This is a genomic window from Ochrobactrum vermis, from assembly GCF_002975205.1.
GTDB classification, from domain to species: domain Bacteria; phylum Pseudomonadota; class Alphaproteobacteria; order Rhizobiales; family Rhizobiaceae; genus Brucella; species Brucella vermis.
In genome coordinates this window covers 382523-404104 of sequence record NZ_PCOC01000001.1, presented here as the reverse complement: position 1 = coordinate 404104, position 21582 = coordinate 382523, and the positions used below count along the sequence as shown (strand labels likewise).

Here is a 21582-nt window from a genome sequence, read left to right as displayed (position 1 = left end):
CTCATCGACATGCGTTACGCATCAGCCTCACGTGAAAGCGTTTTACGCTTTTGCTGGAAATACGCTGGCATGCCCATTTATACTCAATCTGAGTATTTCATGTTTATGAACTTATACTCGATTCGAGTATATTGTCAATCGCGAGAGATTGGCAGCTTGGCTCCGGCCAGATGGCGCTCGGAAAGGGCGCGTTCCTCGACAATCGAGTAGCGGAAACGGAACAGTTTTGCCGGGCGACCTCCGGTTTCGCTGTCGCTTTCGCCGGTTTCCTCGACGAGATCCTGCTGCTCGATCAGGCGGCGGAAATTCTGCTTGTGCAGGCGCAGACCCGCCAGCGCTTCGACAGTCCGTTGGAGTTGCAAAAGCGTAAAACTGTCCGGCATCAATTCGAACACCACCGGGCGATATTTGATCTTGGCTCGCAGCCGCGCAATCGCCGTGGCAAGGATGCGGCGATGATCGGCAAACATGGAACGGCCGTTCTCGTCTTCCTTCATTCCGGCTTCCGCCACCAAGCCTGCCTCGAACAGCAGCTCATAGCGTTGCAGCACGAGGTCTTCGTTCCAGCGCCCGCCCCACTCTCCATTGTCAAAGCCAAAGGTGAAGGCGATGCGCCGCATGCGCTGCGCGGTCAGTTCCGGTGTTTCGGCCCGATAGGCCCAGACAAGGAGCGCATTGTTGAGATGCTCCATGATGGCCGGTTCGCCCTGACGGTGATCTTCCCACGGCAGATAATCATACCAGCCGCGCCAGCCCGCCTGCCCTGCCGCCGCATCGCTTTCGCGCACGAGGCCGAGATAGCTGATCGAGATGATGCGCTCGCCCTGTGCGTGGCGGTCACGGTCGGCAAAAGTGTAAAGCTGCTCCAGATAGCCGACCGGATGCGCGGTTTCCGACTGCACCCAGGCGCGCAGACCCGACTGCAACGAACGATGCTCGCTTTCGAACGGGCCGGAGGGAAGAGCCTGCCCTTGCCGCACGGTCATGACGCGCGGCTGTTCGCTGGTCACGGCAGCCAGCACGGCAATCAGTTCGGTATGGGCAATATCGTCGGTCACGGCAACTCCGGAAAACAGTTCCGACATTGAACGCGATTGACGAATAATTACAAGGCGCTACCGCCATACGGCACAGGTTTTAAGCATTTCCAGCAAAAGTGCGAAGCGGTTTTGCGTAGGATAATGCGAAAAGCAAAGAGAGGTCAGGCTTTCGGTTTGGCGCCGAAAACATGCTCCGGTCCCGGGAATGTGCGCGCCCGCACCTCCTCGGCATAGGCTTTCGCCGCATCGGACACCTGCGGCGCCAGTTGCGCAAAACGCTTGACGAAGCGCGGCGTGAAATCCTGGAACAGCCCCAGCATATCGTCCGAAACCAGTATCTGCCCGTCGCAGGCAGCCGATGCCCCGATGCCAACCGTCGGAACGGAGAGCGATGCCGTGATCTCGCGCGCCAGCGGCTCCACCGTGCCCTCAATGACCAGCGCAAACACACCGGCGTCGGCGATGGCCTGCGCATCGCAACGAATGCGGTCGGCCTCATTGTCATCGCGTCCCAGCGAACGGAAACCGCCGACCGTATTGACCTGTTGCGGCATCAGCCCGACATGACCGAACACCGGAATGCCGCGACGCACCAGAAAATCGACCGTTTCGGCCATTTCCTCGCCGCCCTCAAGCTTGACGCCGTCACAGCCGGTTTCCTGCATCACGCGGGCGGCGTTGCGAAACGCCTGTTCCTTCGATTCCTGATAGGAGCCGAATGGCATATCGACGATGACACAAGCCGTCTCCACCCCGCGCATCACCGCCTGCCCATGGGCGATCATCATGTCGAGCGTTACGGCAAGGGTAGAATCCATGCCGTAAAGCACCATGCCGAGCGAGTCCCCCACCAGCAGCAAGTCGCAATGCGGATCGAGCAGACGCGCAATCGGTGTCGTATAGGCGGTGAGGCTGACAATCGGGCGTTCACCCTTAAGAGCCGAAATGGCCTTGGGCGTTAGTCGTTTCTGTTTGACGGGTGCGCTCATCTCAGGCCGCCTGTTCCTGCGCGACATGCGCAATGACGCGATTATCGAGAAGCCGCGTCGTGCCAAGCCGCACGAACAGCGCAAGCAGCACCGGACGCCCCTGCACCGCCGTCAGGCGTTCCAGCGTTTCGGGGTCACGCAGCGCCACCACTTCCGGCGTCGCCAGCGGTTCCGTGGCGATAAAGGCGCGAATCGCCATTTCGAGCGCGTCGGGATCATCCATACCGGAGCGATACAGCCGCTCCGCCTCATCGAGCGCCTTCGGCACGATGATAGCGGCGGCGCGTTGTTCCGCCGACAGATAGACATTGCGAGACGAACAGGCGAGCCCGTCATCCTCCCGCACCGTCTCCACACCGACAACATGTACCGGAATGGCCATATCCTCCACCATGCGGCGGATGATCACGAGCTGCTGAAAATCCTTCTCGCCAAAATAGGCGGCATCGGGGCCAACGATATTGAAAAGCTTGCTGACCACCGTCGCGACCCCGGCGAAGTGGCCGGGACGCGCCTCGCCTTCCATCTGGTTGCCGAGCGTCGGCACATCCACCACCGTCTGCATCGGACGCGGATACATGTCGCTAACGGCTGGCGCGAAGAGGTAATCGACCTCTGCCCCGCGCAACAGAGCCGCATCGCGCTCCAGATCGCGCGGATATTTGTCGAGATCTTCAGTCGCGCCAAATTGCAGCGGATTGACGAAGATCGACACGACCGTCACGTCATTATCGGCGCGCGACCGATGAACAAGTTCCAGATGGCCTTTGTGAAGATAGCCCATGGTCGGCACGAAGCCGATGCGTTTTCCAGCCTGCCTTGCGGGTGCCAGAACCTGACGCAATTCCTCGATGGTGCGGATGATCTGCATGAGGTCCTCCTCGCGGCCCAAATTTATTGGCCGCGAGTCCTACAGCGTCAGCCTGAATATGACAACTGCACGGGCAAAGCGCTCTCAACCCATTTACTGCGTCGGGATCGTCACCGCACCAACCGTATTGCCGACAGCGCGGCCAAAGCGATCGATCTGCTCGTCATAGGTTTTGCGTGTGTTTGGATCGAACACGGCAATCGGCGCCGTCACGACCAGTGACGCAGCAGTACCGACGCCCTGTGCAGTACCCATGGCGACCGCACCCAGACGATCTCCAAGACCGACCTGCGAATCCGTGATCGTCTGACCCGCAACAAGGCGCTGACCGATCAACTGCACGACCTCCGGACTGGAGGCGAATTTGCCATGGTTGAGCCTATCGCCCGACTTGAGCTTGGTGAGATCGATAACAGTAATACCTGCTTTTTCAAGCTCGGAACGATACGGCTCGATTGACGGATCGATCTGGCCGAGGCGGTCGATATTGCCGGAAATGCGTCGTGACAATGCAAGTGCCTTGTCGTCCCGGGATGTGAAGAGAGTGAACCGCGGATGCGGCTTGCCCATGGCAAGAAACTGTTTCGAGAATACGTCAACGTCGAGATCGGGAGAAGCCAGAATGACATCCGTAATCTTGGTATTCACGCGACCGTCGCGGATCGCCATCTGGCGCAGGGCCTCTACCGTCAGCCAGCTACCCATCGAGTGGGCCATGACGGTAATGTCCTTGACCTCGGGCTCACGAGCAATGGCGCGCAGGATCTGCTCCAGCGCATCGCGGGAATAGTTGGTGCTTTCCTTGTCGTAATTGTAGTCGAACACGCTGGCGCGCGATGGCCAGGTGAAGATCACCGGCGCAACATCGGCCCCGGAATCATGCACGATCTGGGCAAAGCGGTAGACGGAATCCTCGAACGTATTATTGAAGCCGTGGACGAACACCATGACGCGACGGCTCTTGGTGAGATGCGGGCGGACCCAGCCTGCCATCTCCACATCGGTCTTGAGCGGCGTGACGCTGACGGTGGTGAAATCCTTCTGCGGATTGGGCGGCAGTTTCTTGGGCCACTGCACTTCGCCCGCCTTGCGGTTCTTTTCCGGCGGAATGGATACAACGATCTCGTTGAGCGACACCAGCTTGTCGCGCTCGCCTGAGAAGAGAATACCGGGCTTATCGGAAGGGCGGCGTGTGGTCGCGACGACAAGATCAACCTTTGTCGTACCGGGAGAAACAACATCGCCGACCGGAACAAGCACGCCTTCAGGCCGGCTGGCGCAACCGGCAAGCAGGGACAAAAGCACAAGCAACGCAGGGGCAGTCCGAGAAAAAACGCGCCGCAAAACCAAACTCCCTCAAAGCTACGCCTATAGGTCTCTTACACCCGAATTTTGAGGGTTAATATATTCTTTACATGAAACGTTCTGCCAAGCCCCAATTATCCACCATTGTCGAAACGCAACACGATTGCGGCTTATGGGTTACACACTGTTCAACAAGGGATACTTTCTTCAAGATCAAGCCAGACCGATATATCCGCCAACAGCAACTCCGTTTCTGAAGGAGGCACAAAATGGCATTGGAACTGACAGGGCTGCACCATCTGACAGCCATTACCGCCGATGCGCCCGGCAACCGACGCTTCTATAGCGACACACTCGGGCTTCGGCTTGTCAAGAAAACCGTCAATCAGGACGACACCAGCGCTTATCATCTGTTCTACGCAGACGGACTGGCATCGCCCGGCACGGACATCACCTTTTTCGACTGGCCTGTGCAGCGCGAACAGCGCGGCACCAACAGCGTCACCCGTACTGGTTTGCGTGTGAACGGCGTCGAAAGTCTTGAATGGTGGCGAAAGCACCTGAACGATAAAGGCGTTCAGGCAGGCGATATTTTCGAAGTTGCAGGGCGGGCCGTTCTCGACTTCGATGATCCAGAGGGGCAGCGCCTGCGCCTGACCGACGATGGTGGCGCGGGTGAAGCGCATAGCTGGGACAGGAGCCCGGTCCCCACAGAAAGACAGATCAGGGGCCTTGGACCGATCACGCTCAGCGTTCCCGAACTGGCACCGACCCAGATCATTCTGGAAAAGGTCATGAATATGCGTCAGACCGGCGACTATGCCTCGCCTGATGGCGACGGCCATGTCCATGTCTTCTCCATGGGCCCGGGCGGCGCTGCAGCCGAACTGCATGTCGCCGTACAGCCCAACCTGCCCACTGCATGGCAGGGTGCCGGCGCGGTTCACCATGTCGCATTCCGCACGCCGGATCAGGAAAGCATGCAGGAGTGGGTCGACCGCCTGCGGTCCGTGCGTATGCCGTCCAGCGGCGAGGTCGAACGCTACTATTTCCGCTCGCTCTATTTCCGCGAGCCGAACGGTATTCTGTTCGAGATCGCTACCGATGGGCCGGGCTTCGCAGTTGATGAACCACTTGAAAGCCTTGGCGAAAGCCTGTCGCTTCCACCTTTCCTCGAAGGAAAGCGTGAAGCCATCGAGCGAAACCTGAAACCACTCGATTAATAAAGAAGGGCTGCGGATTTTCCCGCAGCCCTTTTCATTTAGAGCGCCGATCTGATTGAAACAGATCGGCGCTCTAGCTATTTGTTTCGACGCGCATCTTATCCGAAAACCGTTTCACACTTTTCGGGATGCGCTCTAAAGCTTGCCCCGAAGCCAGTCGCCCGCGATGCGGATATCTTGATCGATGAGCGCGTGCCCGGCATCGACCGTGCTGGTCGTGAGAGTAGCCCCATCTTCTCTCAATATCTTTTCCAACGCTCCGGTCGCATCTCCAAAAGGATCGGAAGCGCCGTTCATCAGGAGCACTGAAGCATCCGACAAATCAGCGCCTTCGGGCTGTTCTTCCAGAACCTCCTGACCGCGCAGAAGCACTGCCGTGCGAACCACATGCGGATGCAAACGCATGAAGGCCGCTAGCAGATTTGCACCGTTGGAGTTGCCGATAAAGGCCGTCCGATTCAGATCAATGCCGTACGCAGTTGCAGCGCCATCTACAAATGCCTCGAATGCCTGCGCTTCGAACTGAATATCAGCCTGATCAAACCGCTTCAGGTCAAAGCGGCGGAACCAGCGCTGGATACCCTCTTCCGTACTGCGGCCACGTACGCCCAGAAGCGTTGCTCGCGGTGCGACCTTGCGGGCGAAAGGCATCAGGTCGTTTTCGTTCCCGCCAGTGCCGTGCAAAAGCACCAGCGTACTGCCATCCGGATCTTCAGGCTGGTGTATCCGGTGAACGAAAGGCAGGTCGCGATAGATGACGCGCTCTTCGCCCGGTAGAGCAAATTGCGGCATCCGCGCCCGGATAGCATCCGCCTTTTCTTCATTGCCCGGCGGCACGAACAGGAACCGGCCCAGCTTTTCAACCGACTCGTCTATTGTGAAGCCCGGCGCATCGGTTGCAAATTCGAACAGCGTTCCGCCCGGTTCACGCACGTAGAGCGACGTGAAATATTTGCGGTCGTGTACATTGACGGCACTCGAGTTGAGCTTTGACAGTTCTTTCTCCGCCGTTTCCACTTCGCCGGTATCGGCGGCACGGAAAGCGACATGATCGGCGATGCCTGTACCGGGGATGCCCGGCCAGAAGCCGCTCGCATCGCGAACATCGATAACATCACCGGAATCCGACAGAAGACGGTCTATGGTGCCTTCTTTTGCCGAGGGCCTAAAACCGAAATAGCGTTCGATGAAACCCGCAGTCTGTTCCGGAGCTTCGGACAGAATGGTCGCAGCTCGTAATCGCCTGACGGCGAAAGCTGCGGAAATTCCGTCGCTTTCCCACGCATCGTTGGCGGCAAGATCGCAGCCGACCAGCTTGACGATCACCCCGTCTGGATCGCGCAGGCGCAGAACGGGTTCGCCGAACTCCTGAACCGGCCCTTCGGACGGCACGTGGTAACGTAAGGCGCGTTCGAGCCAGAAACCGATAGCGGTGCGATCAATGGCAAGTGCAATTTCACTGACTTGGCCATGGCCGACACGCCCCTTGGCACCGTCTTCCCAGACCAGAAAGGTGATGAGTGAGCCGGGTGTTCCCGAGCGGTCGCCATAAAACAGATGGAGCTGTTCGGCGTCCTCGAACCCACCCGTTTTCTTGACGATACGCAACCCCAGAAAGCCGGCGTAGAAATCGACATTCGCCTGCACTTTTCGGGTGATGAGGGTGATGTGGTGGATGCCGCTTGTCATGGACGCTGTCTCCCCGATTCATAACTTGAGCCAGAAATAGAGCAGATGCTGCAGCTTGCCTATGGGGCTGCACGGTTACGCATTGTCAACGCGGGGAGACGAAACCGGAATAGGAAACGGGGAGTTGAAAAAGAAAAAGGCCGCGCGGGAGGAGGATGCGCGGCCTGATCTTGAATACGGCTTGGGAGGAGGAGTGCCGTATTCGTTATCGAGTTCTGGGAGGAGGAGTGAACTCGATGAACAAATGTTTACCTGCCCCCTCGCCCTGCAGCAACGGCCATTAATGCATATCAGTTATGCAAAGACGTTGACGCTCAAGAAAAAGGCAAGTGCGCCAATACAGAAAACGCCAGGAAACCGGGCATTTTTAACGAAAGGCTTGTAAAAACAGACCTTACAGAAGGTGGGCAATCAGAGGCGCTGCAAGCACATTCACCAACCCCACCAGCACCATGACCAGCCCGGCAATCGAGCCTTCCTCGCTGCCGATCTGATGTGCCTTGGCCACGCCAGCACCATGCGCGCCCATGCCGAAGAGAGCTCCACGTGCCAGTGCCGAGCGAATCGGCAACCAGTTGAGCATCACTTCACCGAGGGCCGCACCGAACACACCGGTCAGTACCACAAAGATTGCAGTCAGATCGGGTGTACCGCCAATGTCGCCCGAAACCGTCATCGCAAACGGCGTGCTCATCGAGCGGGGCATCAAGCTGAGGCTGATCGCTTCGTTGAGACCCAGTAGATGCGCAAGCCCCCATGCCGACGCCATAGCTGAAGAACTTCCAACGACCACGCCCGCCAGAAGCACCGGCCAATAACGACGAATCGTTGCACGCTGCTGGTAAATCGGGATCGCGAAGGCAACCGTTGCGGGTCCGAGCAGTGCGACCAGCCAATGGGTGGCGCTGAAATAACCGCGATAGTTTTGATTGAGCCCGATGACCAGCGCCATCAGCAACAAGGGGGTGACTGCGAGCGGGGTCAGCCACCACATCGGGAAGCGGCGATAGACGCGCTTGGCAGCAAGATAAAGCAGGATCGTTGCGGCGGACCAGAAAAGTGTTGCTACGAGCGGGTTACTTAGCGACATAACGCAGGCTCCAGCGATAGCAGAGATCAACCGTCAATGCGGTGACACTCATAACCGTCAACGTGCCCAGCAGAATAACAGCCATGATTTTCAGGCCAAGCAGACCGATCAGTTCTTGATGCTCGAGAACTGCAAGGACTGCAGGAACGAAGAAGAGCAGCATCTCCGCAAGAAACCATTCTGCGCCACGCTTCATGCTGAACAGGCTGACGCGACCGCTCAAAAGCAGAGCCAGCACCAGCGCCATGCCGACAATGCCGCCTGGAAGAGGCAGGCCGACGAGGCGGACGAAAAGCTCACCCGCCAGCCAGAAGCCAACCAGCGTCGCGATCTGCATCAAACGGCTGTGATGCAGTGCGTAACGAAACCGGATCAAGAGGCTGTGGGCGTTCATGTGCTTTTCCAATGGGAACTGATGCATTTTCAAGGGTGAATATAGGCCCTCAGGCTCTATTCTAGAAATGAATTGATTTCATTGCAGCTATTCCGTAATAGAATGGCTCATGAACTTGCGCAGCTTCCAGGCATTCGTCGAAGTGGTGCGGCAAGGCGGTTTTTCCGCCGCCGCGAAAACCATCAACGCGACCCAGTCGACCGTCAGCAAGGCTGTCAGGCAGCTTGAGGACGAACTGGGGCTGGTTCTGCTGGATCGTGAAATCTCGCCCTCCCGCCTCACCACAGCAGGTGAGATTGTCTTTCGTCGTGCGATTGCCATGCTGGCGGAAAAGGACGACATGTTGGCCGAGCTGGGCGAACTGCGCGGCCTCAAGCGCGGCCTGCTGAAACTTGGCCTGCCGCCCATCGGGTCCAGTGTGCTTTTCGCTCCCGTCTTCGCGGCCTATACGAAGCTTTATCCGGAGATCGATATTCAGCTGGTTGAGCACGGCAGCAGAAGGCTGGAGGAACTGCTGCTTGCCGGAGATGTGGAACTCGCGGCTTCGCTTCTGCCGGTCGAAGACAGTTTCGAATGGCAGGACGTGCGATGCGAACCGGTTGTGGCACTGCTTCCGACAAACCACGCGCTCGCGCATGGCGATGGCGTTTCGCTGCAGGATATTGCCAACTTGCCGTTCATACTTTTCGAGAGCGGTTTTGCCCTCAATCATATCATCCTCGATGCATGTCGTTCGCATGGATTCTCTCCAAACGTTGCGGTCCGCTCCAGTCAGATCGACTTCATCGTTGAACTAGTAGCGGCAGGCATGGGCATCGGCTTTCTGCCGAAAATGATCGCGGAACAGCGGCATCATCCGGGCGTGCGCATCCACAGAATCAAAGGTGCCGACGTGAACTGGCATTTGGCTCTGATCTGGCGAAAAGGCGCATTCCTGTCTCACGCCGCTCGTGCCTGGCTCGAGCTGAGTAAAGCCGGAACCGACACCGCATCGTCTTGAAACGTCCGTCCTGTCGCCTATCTCAAATAGATATACCGACTGGATAAGTGCCCTTGGCACCTCTTCAGCCATAGGCCCGTGTGTAGAACATTGCTCTACCCACCCGTTTCAAAGCGCATGACGCCTGAAACCGCCGACGGATTTCTGCGCTGCGCTTCATCAGAAGGAGGCTATGATGGAAGGTCAGGTTATATTCTACAAGGACGACAGGATCCTATACCGGCACCATATCGACGTGCAGGAAGACGATTTTTCAAAGGGCGTAAATGACGCGCTCATTGCCTTTCAGCGCAACTATGCTGGCTTCGACCTCGCAGGCGACAATATTCACATCCGCTTCAAGAAGCCAGGTGACGCGTAAGCATTAGAAGATCCGGCGGATCGAAGCAGGGCCGGTTCCCGAACCGAGGAAACGGCCCTCAGCTACTGCTCAGGCAAAAGCCGCTTCGCGTGCGACGCGATGAATATCGGTGCGCGACAGGCCAAGATCAGAAAGCTCGCGGTCCGTGCAGCCATTAAGTTCGCGAATATTCTCGCGATACTGCATCCAGCGTTGGAAATGGGTACGAAGATTCATGGTGGTATCCCCTTTTTTATCTTCCTCCCAATGAAGAGCTTCCGCCTTTCTTCGTCGTTTGAGAAGTGCATATCCTGCATGGCTGCCGTGAAGGCTGCGAAATCCTAGTGTTTTTCCCGGATTTCAAAACTCCCCAACAGAATAGCCCCTACTATTGTAATCATTCTGTAATTCTAATTTAGATATAACTGCTATGTCGCAACTGGCACTGGTTCATTCTAGTTAGAGTTGGAGTGCATGAAAAAGACACTGATCATCGTCGGCAATGCGCCTTTGCCGCGCGATCTTTCCGCCGAAGTGGATGCGGCAGATTTCGTTGTCCGCTTCAATGAGCCCAAGCAATCCATCGGCATGAGCGGCACCCGGACAGATCTTTTGATGCTGGCAACCTCCAGCAAGCCGATGCAGCGACGGCTACGCGATCCGGGCTTCGTGCTGACACCGACTTTCAAGGCAGCCAAGGAAGTGATGCTTGCCTACCATCCGAGTATCATCCGCAAGTATCACCCTGGTCCGAATTTCCTCTCCCGTCTCAAGGGAAGGCGTGGTGACTGGACGATGCAAACCCTTGAAGTTGTCGGCTCTGCCGGCAAGGAAATCCGGATAATGCCGCCCCAATTCTATCTGGCCGGATGCAAAGAGCTGGGTGTAACCGATGAGAATATAAGCAAAGCTTTTCCAAGTACTGGCTTTTTCGGCATCTGGTACATGCTCGGAAAATGTCCGCAGGAAAGCTGGGACGTGAAAATCTGCGGCTTCACCTGGGAAGGCTGGAAACGCCATACATGGGGAGATGAGCGCAGTTGGATTGAAAAGAAAGTCCAATCCGGACGCATCAACCTTATCCAGTAATCCCGCGCCATCACTATGTTTCCGGCAGAAACGTGGGGACGATCACGACACAATCTCTTTAAGAGGAGCATATGAATGAGTGAACCGTTACGCATTTTCATCGGGTGGGATTCTCGCGAACCCATCGCATATGAAGTGGCCAAAGCATCCGCATTAAAGCATTCCTCTATCCCGCTGGAGATCGTGCCGATCAAATTGCAGGACCTTGTCGATCAAGGGGCCTACACACGGGAAGTCGATCCGCTGGCATCGACAGAATTTACCTATTCGCGGTTTTTCACACCATGGCTTGCGGGCTATAAGGGGTGGGCACTTTTCTGCGATTGTGACTTTCTTTTCCTGGGCGATATAGCTGGCCTCCAATCTTATAACGATCCTTCGAAGGCCGTTTATTGCGTTCAGCACGACTATCAACCCAAGGACAGCGTGAAGATGGACGGCAAGGTGCAGACCAGCTATCCACGCAAGAACTGGTCTTCATGCATGTTGTTCAACTGCGAGCATCCCTCGACACGCAAATTGACGCCAGAGCTGATCAATCGCGAAACCGGCGCATATCTCCACCGCATGCAATGGGCTGCCGACGATGAAATCGGTGCGTTGCCAACGGATTATAACTGGCTGGAAGGCTGGAACGAGAAGCCGGAAACCGGACTGCCGAAAGTCGTGCACTATACGCGCGGCGGGCCATGGTTCAAGGATTGGCAGAATGTCGACTACGCCGATTTGTGGCGGGCGGAGGCCGACAGCGTCGAGCCGGGCTGGAAGCCGGTCTGATCTGCAAAATACCTTGAGCTTTCTGTGTGCTGCAAGGTAGATATGGACCATGAACGAAACGCGTCCTGATATCACCTCCAATGGCGGCCCACAGAGGGCCGTCAAGGCTTTCATCGTTCATCTGGAGCGCGCCACCGACCGGCAGCCGCAAGTTGAAGAGCTCATTCGAAAGCTGCCGGTAGAGACCGATGTGGTCAAAGCCGTCGATGGGCGCATACTCGATGCCCAAACGATCAGCCGCGTTTATCGGCGGTCGGCACACAAGCCCCGCTATCCATTTCAGCTCAGCACGAACGAAATCGCCTGTTTTCTTTCGCACCGGAAGGCCTGGCAGGCAATTGTTGATCAGGGGCTGGATGCGGGTCTCGTGCTGGAAGATGATGTTGAACTGACGTCGGAATTTGCCGCAGCTTATTCTGCGGCTTGTCAGGTTCTTGAAACTGACAGTTTCATCCGCTTTCCCTTTCGCGATCGGGAAAGCGGGCGTGTGGTGCTGAACACCGAAACGTTGCGGATCATTGAGCCGGTACCGGTTGGTCTTGGCATGGTTGCGCAGCTTGTCGGGCGCGAAGCGGCGCAACGGTTGCTATCCGCAACACAAATCTTCGATCGCCCGGTCGACACCACAGCGCAAATGAACTGGGTTACCGGGCTCAAACCGCTGTCTGTCCTTCCCGGCGGAGTGAGGGAAATTTCGGTGCAGCTTGGCGGCAGTACGATTCAAAAATCGCGTTCCCTGCCGGACAAGCTGAAGCGTGAAATATTGCGCCCGCTTTACCGCTGGAAGATAAAATCGCGCTCGCGCGCAGCTGTTTGAGGTTTCCCGTGCCCGTTCCAATCCTTCTTTATCACCAGATTGATGTGCCGCCGACGCATCGCGCGCCGTACCGCAGTATGATCGTGCATCCGGCCCGTTTTCGCCAACAAATGGCCTGGTTGAAACGGTTGGGTTATCGCGGCCTATCGTTGAAGGATGCAATTCCCTATATTTACGGCGGGAAGCAGGGCAAAGTCGTTGTCATCACCTTTGACGACGGCTTCGAAAATGTTTTCCGCAACGCCTTGCCTGTGCTGCAGGAATTTGGTTTCACCGCGACGAATTATTTCGTCGCCAACCAGATCGGCGGTTTCAATCTCTGGGATCAGAAGATCGGCGTTGCGCGTGCTAACTGCATGGGCGCAGCCGAATTGCGTGAGTGGGCGAATCTTGGTCATGAAGTCGGCTCCCATACGCTCGACCATATCTTTCTGCCGGAAGCAAACGAGCACGAAGCCATATCGCAAATCCGGCAGTCGCGCATAAAGATCGAAGATCTGCTCGGCAGCGAAGTCACGTCTTTCGCCTATCCTTACGGTGGAGAAAACGCAGCGACACGCAAGATCGTCGAAGCAGCGGGCTATAAAAACGCCACAACCACAGAAAAACGTCGCGCACGATCAACTGACGATCCGTTCGGCATTCCGCGCCTTACGATCAGGCGCAATGACATCTTACTGCAGTTCCTGCGCAAGACATTTACGCGCTAAGTCGTCTCTTCGGCTTGGTAGCATGCTCTATTTCGCGCAAATCTGCCATAAAGCCACGCTCTACAAGGCAGGCTGGCCCCGTATATTGAACCGAACCTTCATAGACGAGCGAGAGATCGTCCGAAAAACGTTCGTTCTCGACGATTGCGCGGTAGTGCTCAGCACCACCCGCATGGCTTTTTTCCGACGCAATACGCTTGAACTCGCCGACTGAAAGTGACGAGAAGCGGTAGTGGAGAAGAGCGCCGGTTGCCGGAAGAAAATTCCGGAAACAAGGTCCCGGTCCGTGAATGCTGCCCCGGCGATAGTCCGTCTTCTTGTCGACCCACATCAAGGGGAACTTGGAAAGCCGCATGCTGCGCCCGAACAAGCGTAGACGTGGGCCACCGCGCACTGCTACGCCAAACTTCTCCGGTGTCGCTGTATAACCGTCGCCGTCGAAATGTGAGGAAATCTCGAACGGATACCTCGACCCGTCATCGACAAAAACGCCGTCACGCAACAATCCACCGGGATACATGTCGATCATCGGCGCCAGGCAGCGGCGAATTCCATTCTGCTCCAGTTCACTGATAAATGAGCGGATGTCCCGCTGTTCCATTCTCGGAAAGACGAAGAACTCGTCGGCATCGACGGACAGATACCAGCGCCCCCGTCCGTAGAGATTGAACAGAGCATCGCGCCAGACGCGCCCGCGATCGGCTTGTGCGTAACGCATATTCGAACCGAACAAATCCACATCAGGCGAACTGGACAAAATCTCGGTTGTGCCGTCGTCCGACCGGTCGTCCACGACGATGAAACGCGTAACACCCATCTGGCGATAGTAGCGCAGGAACGACTTCATATAGGGCGCCGCATTGCGAACGACGCAGACAAGCGGCAGATCGTCCGGCCGTAAAGCCTCGAAGCTCCCGGACGCGGCAATAAGATTGGCCTTGTCTTTGCAGTTCGGAACCGAAAGCTGCGCATGCCGCCATCGCAAACGCAAATGGCGCATCGGTGACGCGCGCCAATACGGCACCCAATCCCCCGCCGTCGAGGCCGGATAGTTCATCGCCGTCTGCGTTGGTTTCATACAGGTGCCGAGCTTTTAAGGAATATGGAAAATAGCTGGTAGTTTGTTGCCATTCATTCAAGCAACTCTTTGTCTAAGCCAATCACTCTGCGACATGCTCCGACATGCTTCGTGATGAAAAATTCGTCACGACTATTTTGAACGTCGAGCGCATTTGCTTGATTTCAATCAATGCTGCTTCACACAAACGTGGCAAATTGCCCACGAATGCGCCATGGACGGCAAGTGCCAAAAGCGCTAGTTAGGGCACAGACTAAGGAGCGCATTATGGACTATCGCCGTTTTTTCGAAGAAGCGATCGACCAGTTGCACGCCGAGAAGCGTTACCGCGTTTTTGCAGATCTTGAACGCATTGTCGGACGCTTCCCCCGAGCTATCTGGCGCAACAATGGCACTGCCCGCGAAATCACCGTCTGGTGTTCCAACGATTATCTCGGCATGGGACACCACGCCGACGTGATCAAGGCTATGTGCGATACGGCTGGCAATGCTGGCTCAGGTTCCGGCGGCACGCGCAATATTTCCGGGAACAACCATCCGCTGGTTGAACTGGAAAACGAACTTGCTGATTTGCACGGCAAGGAAGCCGGTCTCGTTTTCACATCTGGCTTTGTTTCCAATGAAGCTTCGATTTCGACGATTGCCAGACTGCTGCCGAACTGTCTCATCCTTTCCGACGAACTGAACCACGCGTCGATGATCGAAGGTGTGCGTCGTTCGGGTGCGGAGAAGAAGATTTTCCGTCACAATGATGTCGAGCATCTGGAGCAGCTTCTGAAAGCAGCCGATCCGGCACGCGCGAAGCTGATCGTGTTCGAATCCGTTTACTCGATGGATGGCGATATCGCGCCAATCGAGAAAATTGCAGATCTGGCCGACAAATATAATGCCATGACCTATATCGACGAAGTTCATGCCGTTGGCATGTACGGCGCGCGTGGCGGCGGTATTACCGAACGTGATGGCCTTGCGCATCGCATTGATGTTATCGAGGGCACGCTTGCCAAGGCCTTTGGCGCTCTCGGCGGTTATATTACCGGCTCACGTGCAATTGTTGACGCCGTGCGGTCCTATGCACCGGGTTTCATCTTCACCACCTCCCTGCCCCCGGCAGTCGCCGCATCCGCAACGGCCGCCATACGGCATCTGAAGACCTCGCAGGTCGAACGCGATGGCCAGCAGCGTCAGGCCCAGCGCGCCAAGGACGTGCTTTCCGCTGCAGGGTTCCCTGTCATGTCGTCTGAAACGCATATTGTGCCGATTCTGGTAGGTGATCCTGAGCTGTGCAAGAAAGCCAGTGATCGCCTGCTGGAGGTGCATGGCATCTATATCCAGCCGATCAATTACCCGACGGTCCCGCGCGGAACCGAAAGGCTGCGCATCACACCGTCGCCTTTGCATGACGACGCGCTGATCGACGGTCTCAAAGATGCCTTGCTGGAAGTGTGGAATACACTCGGCATTCCTTACGCTGAGTCAACGATCTCACAGCCAGCTAGCTCCGAACGGATCATTCCGCTGATGGTCTCCAAGGCCGGCGGCTGATAAGCCGATCACCCAAATGAAAAGGCCGGTTCAACCGGCCTTTTTTCGTCAGAGCTTTTCGATCCAGCGCACAAGCCGCCTTGCAGCTTCATCCACCTGCTCAGGGTCCCGGCAGAAACAAAGGCGGAAGAAACCTTCGCCGCCAAGGCCAAACGCGCTGCCAGGCGCCAGGCCGACATTGGCATTGTCCACCATATCGATGGCTGCCTTGACGGAATTTTCGACACCATCCACGCCGAAGAAAAGGTAAAATGCGCCCTGTGGCGGTGTCAGGCGAACTTTGCCTGTCGACAAAAGCGCAGCACACAGGCGATCACGTGTGGACCGCGCCCGCTCGACCTGCATCGAAATGAAGGCATCTCCCTCATCAAGGGCTGCAACGGCGCCACGTTGCATGAATTGCGCAACGCCCGAATTCGAATACTGGATCAGATTTTCAATGACCGGCCCCAATGACGGGTGAACCGTCATCCAGCCAACGCGCCAACCTGTCATCGCCCAGTTCTTGGAGAACGAATTGACGAAGATGATGTGATCATCAGGCTCCATGATGTCCATGAAAGATGGAGCCCGACCGCCACCATAATAGAAGTGGGTATAAATCTCGTCTGCAATGATCCAAAGTCCATGCTTGCGCGCAAGATCGAGAATAAATTGCAGTGTCTCGCGATCCGCCGTCCAGCCAGTGGGATTGGACGGCGTATTGATGAAGAGCGCCTTTGTGCGCGGCGTGATGGCGGCTGCAATTTTCTGCGGATCAAGCATCCAGCCATTGGCACCGAATTCGAGCTCCACCGGCACAGGCACGGCGCCTGCAAGACCAGCCGCCCCGACAAAATTGGGCCAGGCTGGTGAAAGATAAATCGCTTCTTCACCCGCTCCAACCGTTGCTGTCAGCGCCATCTCGATGGCGTGCATACCAGAACCGGTGACATAGAAATTGTCCGGCTTCAGAGACAGCGGAAAATGGCGGGCATGATAACCTGCGAGCGCTTCTCGAAGCTCTGGGATGCCAGCCTGCCAGGTATAGAAGGTCTCGCCGTCCGAGATACCTTTTTGAGCCGCAGCGCGAATGAAGTCCGGCGTCGACAGATCGCCCTCCCCCACCCAGAGCGGGATAAGCCCTTCGCGTCCGCGCCCGTGATTGGCGACCGCGACAATACCGCTTTCCGGCGAAAGGGCAGCTTCCTGACGAAGATTGGCGATGAGCGTCATGATTTCCCCGCGTTGAATTTCGATTTTGATTTCGTGCTTATCAAGGCCGGTTAGCGAAATCACGCGGCTTTTTGTGATGGTCAGATCAACCACATTTATGGATCAAAAGAAAACGGAGCCGCAAGGGCTCCGCTTTCATTCACCAATCCTGGATCGGTCAGGCTTTCTGCTTTGCCAGAAGATCGCGGATTTCGGTCAGAAGAACCTCTTCGCGCGGTGCTTCCGGTTCCGGCTTTGCTTCTTCCTTCTTCTTCATACGATTCATCGCTTTCACCACAAGGAACAATACCCATGCGATGATCAGGAAGTTGATGAGAAGTGTGATGAAATTACCGTATGCAATGGTCGCACCGGCATCACGAGCAGCTGCCAGCGTGGTCTTGGGCTCACCTGCAAGCTGTATGAACATGTTCGAAAAATCGATACCACCAGTCACCAGACCGATGATCGGCATGATGATATCATTGACGATGGAGTTGACGAGGCCGCCGAACGCCCCGCCGATGATGACACCGATGGCCAGATCGACCATATTGCCCTTCAAGGCGAATTCTTTGAATTCCTTTAGCATAAGCCTGTCTCCCTCACGAACGCGGACCGTTAGGGCCGTCCTGCTGCGGTAGCGTTCGCCAAATCAACCTGGACACCAGTAAACTGGCGATGGATGGCAAAGCCGTTTTCCAAAAACGGAACCGAAACGCGCTCTGCCATTTCAAACGCGATCATGAAAGTGACGCGCACTTTTCAGGATCACACTCCTAGTTTGTAGGCGAAAATTACCAAAGAAAAGATGAAGCGGCGAAAACGCACTGTTTTTCATCAATAATCTTGCACGGGCGCACCGAAAGTGCTTGCGTCAAATCATAATCGAGGAGTGAGGGAACAAGCCGGCTATGCAGGGCTGGGGTATTATTGGCGCCGCTTTTTTGTATCTGCTGCTGCTGTTTGCGGTAGCCAGTATTGGCGACCGGCGCACCTCGCGCTGGAACAGTGCTCCACGCCCTTATATCTACGCACTCAGCCTGGCTGTTTACTGCACGTCCTGGACCTTCTTCGGCTCTGTCGGCCTATCGGCACAGCGCGGCCTCGAATTCCTCGGGATCTATATCGGGCCTATTCTCGTCTTTACACTTGGCAACCGGTTGCTGCGGCACATCGTTCGACTGGCGAAATCCGAACATATCACGTCAATTGCCGACTTCCTCGCTGCCCGCTATGGCAAAAGCTTTGGGGTAGCATCCCTCGCAACCTGTATCGCAGCCGTCGGCTCAATCCCCTATATCGCTCTGCAGCTCAAGGCCGTTTCCGGGAGTGTCGGGCTGGTCATGGAGCATTATGGATCGGCAGTCGATCCGTCAGTTTTCATATTCGGCGATATCTCCCTGCCCGTTGCCGCTGTGCTCGCTGTCTTCGCAATCCTCTTCGGTACGCGCCATACCGACGCCACGGAGCACCAGAACGGTCTCATTCTGGCTGTGGCTCTGGAATCCGTCATCAAGCTTTGCGCCTTCCTGACCGTTGGTTTTGCCTGCACCTTCTTTCTGTTCGGCGCCCCATCGCAGCTGTTCAATCAGATTTCCCAATCGCCGGAGGCGCTGGAAGCGTTCCACTACCAGACATCCATCGGCACATGGATCGTGCAAAGCGCGCTCAGTGCCGCTGCCATCATCATGTTGCCGCGGCAGTTTCATGTGACAGTGGTGGAAAGCCGCAGTGAAAAGGAATTGCGAACCGCCTCCTGGCTGTTTCCGCTTTATCTGGTGCTCATCAATATCTTCGTGTTTCCCATCGCACTCATCGGCGTAATGACGCTCGGAGGCAATGTCAGCGGAGACTTATACGTTCTGGCTCTGCCACTTGCAGCGGGCGCCCACTGGCTCGCGCTCGTCGCCTTTCTCGGCGGATTGTCGGCAGCAACCGCAATGGTCATCGTCGCCTGTGTTGCGCTTTCGATCATGATTTCCAACCATCTGGTGCTGCCGCTCTTCATCCGGCGGCTGGCAAAGCAACACGCGGCAGAACAACGCGACCTCACCAAGGTCATTTTGAACACACGCCGCCTTACCATTATCGGTATTCTGGCGCTGGCCTTCGCCTATTATCGCTTTACCTCCAACAACATCCATCTGGCTTCGATCGGTTTTGTTTCCTTTGCAGCGATCGCGCAATTCGTTCCAGCCTTCATCGGCGGGTTGTTCTGGCGCAATGCGAACGGACGCGGTGCCATGCTGGGACTATCAGCCGGGTTTCTTGTCTGGGCCTACACATTGTTGCTGCCAACCATGGCGCCGGAAAATGCCGCGATTTTGCGCGACGGCTTTCTTGGCTTTACCGCCCTGCGTCCCGAGGCGCTTTTCGGAACCAACGCTCTTCCCTTGACCAACGGTGTAATGTGGAGCCTTGCGGCCAATACGCTCTTCTACATTCTTGGTTCCCTTTCACGCGCCTCGACGCCACTCGAACGCATTCAGGCAAGTATCTTCCTGCCACGTTATTTTATCGGCACGCCAACACTCAAGCGTTTCCGCACAACTGTCACGGTTGCCGAACTGAAAGCTACCATGGCGCGCTATCTCGGCGCTGAACGCGTCGAACGCGCCTTTCTTCGTTTTGAAGGAAGGGAACAGCGGCGTCTCGATCCAGGCATGACCGTCGACACCCCGCTGATCCGTCATGCAGAACAGCTTCTTGGCACAGCCGTTGGCTCCGCATCGGCACGCCTTGTCCTGTCACTGCTGTTGCAGAAGAGTGATGCTTCCGGGCGTGACGCGCGGCAGCTCCTGGACGACGCTTCGACCGCTTTGCAGCAGAACCGCGACCTGCTGCAGACCGCCCTCGATCAGATGGAACAAGGCATCACCGTTCTCGACAAGGATCTGAGGCTGACATGCTGGAACCGGCAATTCCGCAAGCTGCTCAACCTTCCCGATGAGGTGATGCAGGTCGGTATACCTGTTTCGGATATCGTGGAACAATTGCACCGCCGGGGCGATATATCGTTCAACGCGCAAAACGGTGTGATCCGCTCGCTTGCTGCTGCACGCCAGCCATGGCGCATCAATATGAAATCGACTGGCAAAGTGCTGGAAATTCAATCCAACCCCATGCCGGACGGCGGTATTGTCGCGACATATACCGATATCACGGCAGCAGTCGAAGCTGATGTCACGCGTCAGAAGGCGGCGGAAATGCTGGAGCAGCGCGTGGCGGATCGCACGGCAGAACTGACCCGCGTCAACCAGCAGCTCGCCAAGGCACAAACGGCAGCGGAAGAAGCCAATCAGGGGAAGACACGCTTTCTGGCAGCAGCAGGCCATGACATTCTGCAACCGCTCAATGCAGCAAGATTATACAGTACTGCGCTTGCCGAAAAACTTGGACGCTCCGAAACCAGCGAGTTCGCACGCAACATCGATTCCTCGCTGGAAGCGGTGGAAGCCATTCTGGGTATGGTGCTGGATATTTCCCGACTGGACACCGGATCTCTTAAACCGGACCTGTCGGTATTTCGCCTCGACAAGCTTATGAGCCAGATTGCAACCGACTTTTCTCCTCTCGCAGCCGCCAAGGGGCTGAAGTTGCGTGTTGTACCGTCAAGTATCGTCGTCAGAACTGACCGCAACATGCTGCGGCGCTTGATCCAGAACCTTGTTTCCAATTCCATCAAGTACAGCCGCAAGGGCGGCATTTTGCTCGGCGTCCGGCGTCGTGGATCCTTTGTAGAACTTCAGGTGCTCGATACCGGTATTGGCATCCCTTCGCAAAAACTGAAACTTGTCTTCCGGGAGTTCACAAGGCTGGATGAAGGAATGCGCGAAGCAGAAGGACTGGGGCTTGGCCTTTCAATCGTCGACCGCATCGCAAGATTGTTATCGTTGCCATTGTCGCTGTCGTCGAAGCCAGACAAGGGAACCATGTTCACCCTGCGCATTCCCGTTTCGCAGGAAAAAGTAGCCACCGATGAAGTGAAGAGCCGCCGCGGCCTGCAACGGGCGCTGGAGCTGACCGGACTCAATGTTCTGTGTATCGATAACGACGCCAGTATTCTGTCCGGAATGGAAACACTGCTTCGCGGTTGGGGCTGTCGGATCACAACGCTAAGCAGCGGAACCGCATTGAAGAACTATTGTGCCGATCACTCCGCCCCGCCCGATGTGATCGTTGCAGATTATCATCTGCTCAATGAAAACGGTCTCGATATGATTGGCTTTGCGCGCGAGACGTTTCAGGTGGAGATCCCGGCCATCCTGCTGACAGCCGATCGCTCAAAGGAAGTCCGTCAGCGCGCTGAGGATGAAAATGTCACGGTTTTGCACAAGCCGCTTCGGCCCGCTGCACTGCGTTCCCTGCTATCGCATTCTTATCATGCGAGGCAGGACAATACGTCAGCGCAGAATGCCGCTCAGTAAC

At 56.3% G+C, this 21582-nt stretch carries 21 protein-coding genes; 10 read left to right on the top strand and 11 right to left on the bottom strand.

Annotated features, from left to right (window positions below; all coding sequences use genetic code 11):
* Positions 1–134 precede the first annotated feature (134 nt).
* From CQZ93_RS01860 to CQZ93_RS01845, 4 genes are all read right to left on the bottom strand, one after another.
* Positions 135–1085, bottom strand: coding sequence for an NUDIX hydrolase (locus tag CQZ93_RS01860; protein ID WP_105541074.1), 951 nt, complete (start codon positions 1083–1085; stop codon positions 135–137).
* Between the two features lie 116 nt (positions 1086–1201).
* Positions 1202–2029 carry a 3-methyl-2-oxobutanoate hydroxymethyltransferase gene (panB, locus tag CQZ93_RS01855; RefSeq protein WP_105541073.1) on the bottom strand — a complete coding sequence of 276 codons (828 nt, stop codon included), beginning with the start codon at positions 2027–2029 and terminating at the stop codon, positions 1202–1204.
* Position 2030: 1 nt separating this feature from the next.
* Positions 2031–2900 carry a pantoate--beta-alanine ligase gene (gene panC / locus CQZ93_RS01850; RefSeq protein WP_105541072.1) on the bottom strand — a complete coding sequence of 290 codons (870 nt, stop codon included), beginning with the start codon at positions 2898–2900 and terminating at the stop codon, positions 2031–2033.
* Between the two features lie 93 nt (positions 2901–2993).
* Positions 2994–4250 (bottom strand): alpha/beta hydrolase, encoded by a 1257-nt coding sequence (locus CQZ93_RS01845; protein WP_181153294.1) that lies wholly within the window; start codon positions 4248–4250, stop codon positions 2994–2996.
* Positions 4251–4474: 224 nt separating this feature from the next.
* Here CQZ93_RS01845 and CQZ93_RS01840 point away from each other — a divergent pair, with 224 nt between their 5' ends.
* Positions 4475–5428: a ring-cleaving dioxygenase gene (locus CQZ93_RS01840; protein ID WP_105541071.1), complete on the top strand. Its 954-nt coding sequence runs from the start codon at positions 4475–4477 to the stop codon at positions 5426–5428.
* A gap of 135 nt (positions 5429–5563) precedes the next feature.
* Here the strand turns inward: CQZ93_RS01840 and CQZ93_RS01835 are convergent, their stop codons facing one another.
* On the bottom strand, positions 5564–7117 hold the full coding sequence (locus tag CQZ93_RS01835; protein ID WP_105541070.1) for a VOC family protein: 1554 nt from the start codon (positions 7115–7117) through the stop codon (positions 5564–5566).
* Positions 7118–7241: 124 nt separating this feature from the next.
* On the opposite strand from CQZ93_RS01835, the gene CQZ93_RS01830 reads away from it, so the two are divergent.
* A complete protein-coding gene (locus tag CQZ93_RS01830) occupies positions 7242–7502 on the top strand; it encodes a hypothetical protein (RefSeq protein ID WP_146114416.1) in 261 nt (86 codons plus the stop codon).
* Between the two features lie 9 nt (positions 7503–7511).
* Here the strand turns inward: CQZ93_RS01830 and CQZ93_RS01825 are convergent, their stop codons facing one another.
* Both CQZ93_RS01825 and CQZ93_RS01820 read right to left on the bottom strand, forming a co-directional pair.
* Positions 7512–8207 (bottom strand): LrgB family protein, encoded by a 696-nt coding sequence (locus CQZ93_RS01825; RefSeq protein ID WP_105541068.1) that lies wholly within the window; start codon positions 8205–8207, stop codon positions 7512–7514.
* Entirely contained in the window at positions 8194–8601 is a 408-nt protein-coding gene (locus tag CQZ93_RS01820; protein WP_061345013.1) for a CidA/LrgA family protein, read from the bottom strand. The genes CQZ93_RS01825 and CQZ93_RS01820 overlap by 14 nt, the downstream gene beginning before the upstream one ends.
* A gap of 109 nt (positions 8602–8710) precedes the next feature.
* Here CQZ93_RS01820 and CQZ93_RS01815 point away from each other — a divergent pair, with 109 nt between their 5' ends.
* Positions 8711–9601 carry a LysR family transcriptional regulator gene (locus CQZ93_RS01815; protein WP_105541067.1) on the top strand — a complete coding sequence of 297 codons (891 nt, stop codon included), beginning with the start codon at positions 8711–8713 and terminating at the stop codon, positions 9599–9601.
* A gap of 175 nt (positions 9602–9776) precedes the next feature.
* Positions 9777–9962 (top strand): hypothetical protein, encoded by a 186-nt coding sequence (locus tag CQZ93_RS01810; RefSeq protein ID WP_105541066.1) that lies wholly within the window; start codon positions 9777–9779, stop codon positions 9960–9962.
* 69 nt (positions 9963–10031) lie between these two features.
* Here the strand turns inward: CQZ93_RS01810 and CQZ93_RS01805 are convergent, their stop codons facing one another.
* Positions 10032–10178 carry a DUF1127 domain-containing protein gene (locus tag CQZ93_RS01805; RefSeq protein WP_105541065.1) on the bottom strand — a complete coding sequence of 49 codons (147 nt, stop codon included), beginning with the start codon at positions 10176–10178 and terminating at the stop codon, positions 10032–10034.
* A 237-nt stretch (positions 10179–10415) separates the two neighbouring features.
* On the opposite strand from CQZ93_RS01805, the gene CQZ93_RS01800 reads away from it, so the two are divergent.
* From CQZ93_RS01800 to CQZ93_RS01785, 4 genes are all read left to right on the top strand, one after another.
* On the top strand, positions 10416–11030 hold the full coding sequence (locus CQZ93_RS01800; RefSeq protein ID WP_105541064.1) for a glycosyltransferase family 29 protein: 615 nt from the start codon (positions 10416–10418) through the stop codon (positions 11028–11030).
* Between the two features lie 75 nt (positions 11031–11105).
* Complete coding sequence (locus CQZ93_RS01795; RefSeq protein WP_105541063.1) at positions 11106–11807, top strand: glycosyltransferase; 702 nt, start codon at positions 11106–11108, stop codon at positions 11805–11807.
* Positions 11808–11856: 49 nt separating this feature from the next.
* Positions 11857–12624: a glycosyltransferase family 25 protein gene (locus tag CQZ93_RS01790; protein WP_105541062.1), complete on the top strand. Its 768-nt coding sequence runs from the start codon at positions 11857–11859 to the stop codon at positions 12622–12624.
* 8 nt (positions 12625–12632) lie between these two features.
* A complete protein-coding gene (locus tag CQZ93_RS01785) occupies positions 12633–13334 on the top strand; it encodes a polysaccharide deacetylase family protein (protein ID WP_105541061.1) in 702 nt (233 codons plus the stop codon).
* Here CQZ93_RS01785 and CQZ93_RS01780 read toward each other — a convergent pair.
* The gene (locus tag CQZ93_RS01780; RefSeq protein ID WP_105541060.1) at positions 13324–14412 is read right to left on the bottom strand and encodes a glycosyltransferase family 2 protein; all 1089 of its coding nucleotides are present in this window, start codon (positions 14410–14412) and stop codon (positions 13324–13326) included. The genes CQZ93_RS01785 and CQZ93_RS01780 overlap by 11 nt on opposite strands.
* Positions 14413–14679: 267 nt before the next feature.
* On the opposite strand from CQZ93_RS01780, the gene hemA reads away from it, so the two are divergent.
* Positions 14680–15957 (top strand): 5-aminolevulinate synthase, encoded by a 1278-nt coding sequence (gene hemA / locus CQZ93_RS01775; protein ID WP_105541059.1) that lies wholly within the window; start codon positions 14680–14682, stop codon positions 15955–15957.
* Between the two features lie 48 nt (positions 15958–16005).
* Here hemA and CQZ93_RS01770 read toward each other — a convergent pair whose 3' ends face one another.
* Together CQZ93_RS01770 and mscL are read right to left on the bottom strand one after the other, a co-directional pair.
* Positions 16006–17172: a pyridoxal phosphate-dependent aminotransferase gene (locus CQZ93_RS01770; protein WP_105543135.1), complete on the bottom strand. Its 1167-nt coding sequence runs from the start codon at positions 17170–17172 to the stop codon at positions 16006–16008.
* 157 nt (positions 17173–17329) lie between these two features.
* Entirely contained in the window at positions 17330–17743 is a 414-nt protein-coding gene (gene mscL, locus CQZ93_RS01765) for a large conductance mechanosensitive channel protein MscL (RefSeq protein WP_105541058.1), read from the bottom strand.
* Positions 17744–18065: 322 nt separating this feature from the next.
* Here mscL and CQZ93_RS01760 point away from each other — a divergent pair, with 322 nt between their 5' ends.
* Positions 18066–21581, top strand: coding sequence for a PAS domain-containing hybrid sensor histidine kinase/response regulator (locus CQZ93_RS01760; RefSeq protein ID WP_105541057.1), 3516 nt, complete (start codon positions 18066–18068; stop codon positions 21579–21581).
* Position 21582 lies beyond the last annotated feature (1 nt).

Coding starts and splice junctions, on each gene's coding strand:
- CQZ93_RS01860 (WP_105541074.1), bottom strand. CDS start 1,085: ATGTCGGAACTGTTTTCCGGAGTTGCCGTGACCGACGATATTGCCCAT.
- panB (WP_105541073.1), bottom strand. CDS start 2,029: ATGAGCGCACCCGTCAAACAGAAACGACTAACGCCCAAGGCCATTTCG.
- panC (WP_105541072.1), bottom strand. CDS start 2,900: ATGCAGATCATCCGCACCATCGAGGAATTGCGTCAGGTTCTGGCACCC.
- CQZ93_RS01840 (WP_105541071.1), top strand. CDS start 4,475: ATGGCATTGGAACTGACAGGGCTGCACCATCTGACAGCCATTACCGCC.
- CQZ93_RS01835 (WP_105541070.1), bottom strand. CDS start 7,117: ATGACAAGCGGCATCCACCACATCACCCTCATCACCCGAAAAGTGCAG.
- CQZ93_RS01825 (WP_105541068.1), bottom strand. CDS start 8,207: ATGTCGCTAAGTAACCCGCTCGTAGCAACACTTTTCTGGTCCGCCGCA.
- CQZ93_RS01820 (WP_061345013.1), bottom strand. CDS start 8,601: ATGAACGCCCACAGCCTCTTGATCCGGTTTCGTTACGCACTGCATCAC.
- CQZ93_RS01815 (WP_105541067.1), top strand. CDS start 8,711: ATGAACTTGCGCAGCTTCCAGGCATTCGTCGAAGTGGTGCGGCAAGGC.
- CQZ93_RS01810 (WP_105541066.1), top strand. CDS start 9,777: ATGGAAGGTCAGGTTATATTCTACAAGGACGACAGGATCCTATACCGG.
- CQZ93_RS01805 (WP_105541065.1), bottom strand. CDS start 10,178: ATGAATCTTCGTACCCATTTCCAACGCTGGATGCAGTATCGCGAGAAT.
- CQZ93_RS01800 (WP_105541064.1), top strand. CDS start 10,416: ATGAAAAAGACACTGATCATCGTCGGCAATGCGCCTTTGCCGCGCGAT.
- CQZ93_RS01795 (WP_105541063.1), top strand. CDS start 11,106: ATGAGTGAACCGTTACGCATTTTCATCGGGTGGGATTCTCGCGAACCC.
- CQZ93_RS01790 (WP_105541062.1), top strand. CDS start 11,857: ATGAACGAAACGCGTCCTGATATCACCTCCAATGGCGGCCCACAGAGG.
- CQZ93_RS01780 (WP_105541060.1), bottom strand. CDS start 14,412: ATGAAACCAACGCAGACGGCGATGAACTATCCGGCCTCGACGGCGGGG.
- hemA (WP_105541059.1), top strand. CDS start 14,680: ATGGACTATCGCCGTTTTTTCGAAGAAGCGATCGACCAGTTGCACGCC.
- CQZ93_RS01770 (WP_105543135.1), bottom strand. CDS start 17,172: ATGACGCTCATCGCCAATCTTCGTCAGGAAGCTGCCCTTTCGCCGGAA.
- mscL (WP_105541058.1), bottom strand. CDS start 17,743: ATGCTAAAGGAATTCAAAGAATTCGCCTTGAAGGGCAATATGGTCGAT.
- CQZ93_RS01760 (WP_105541057.1), top strand. CDS start 18,066: ATGCAGGGCTGGGGTATTATTGGCGCCGCTTTTTTGTATCTGCTGCTG.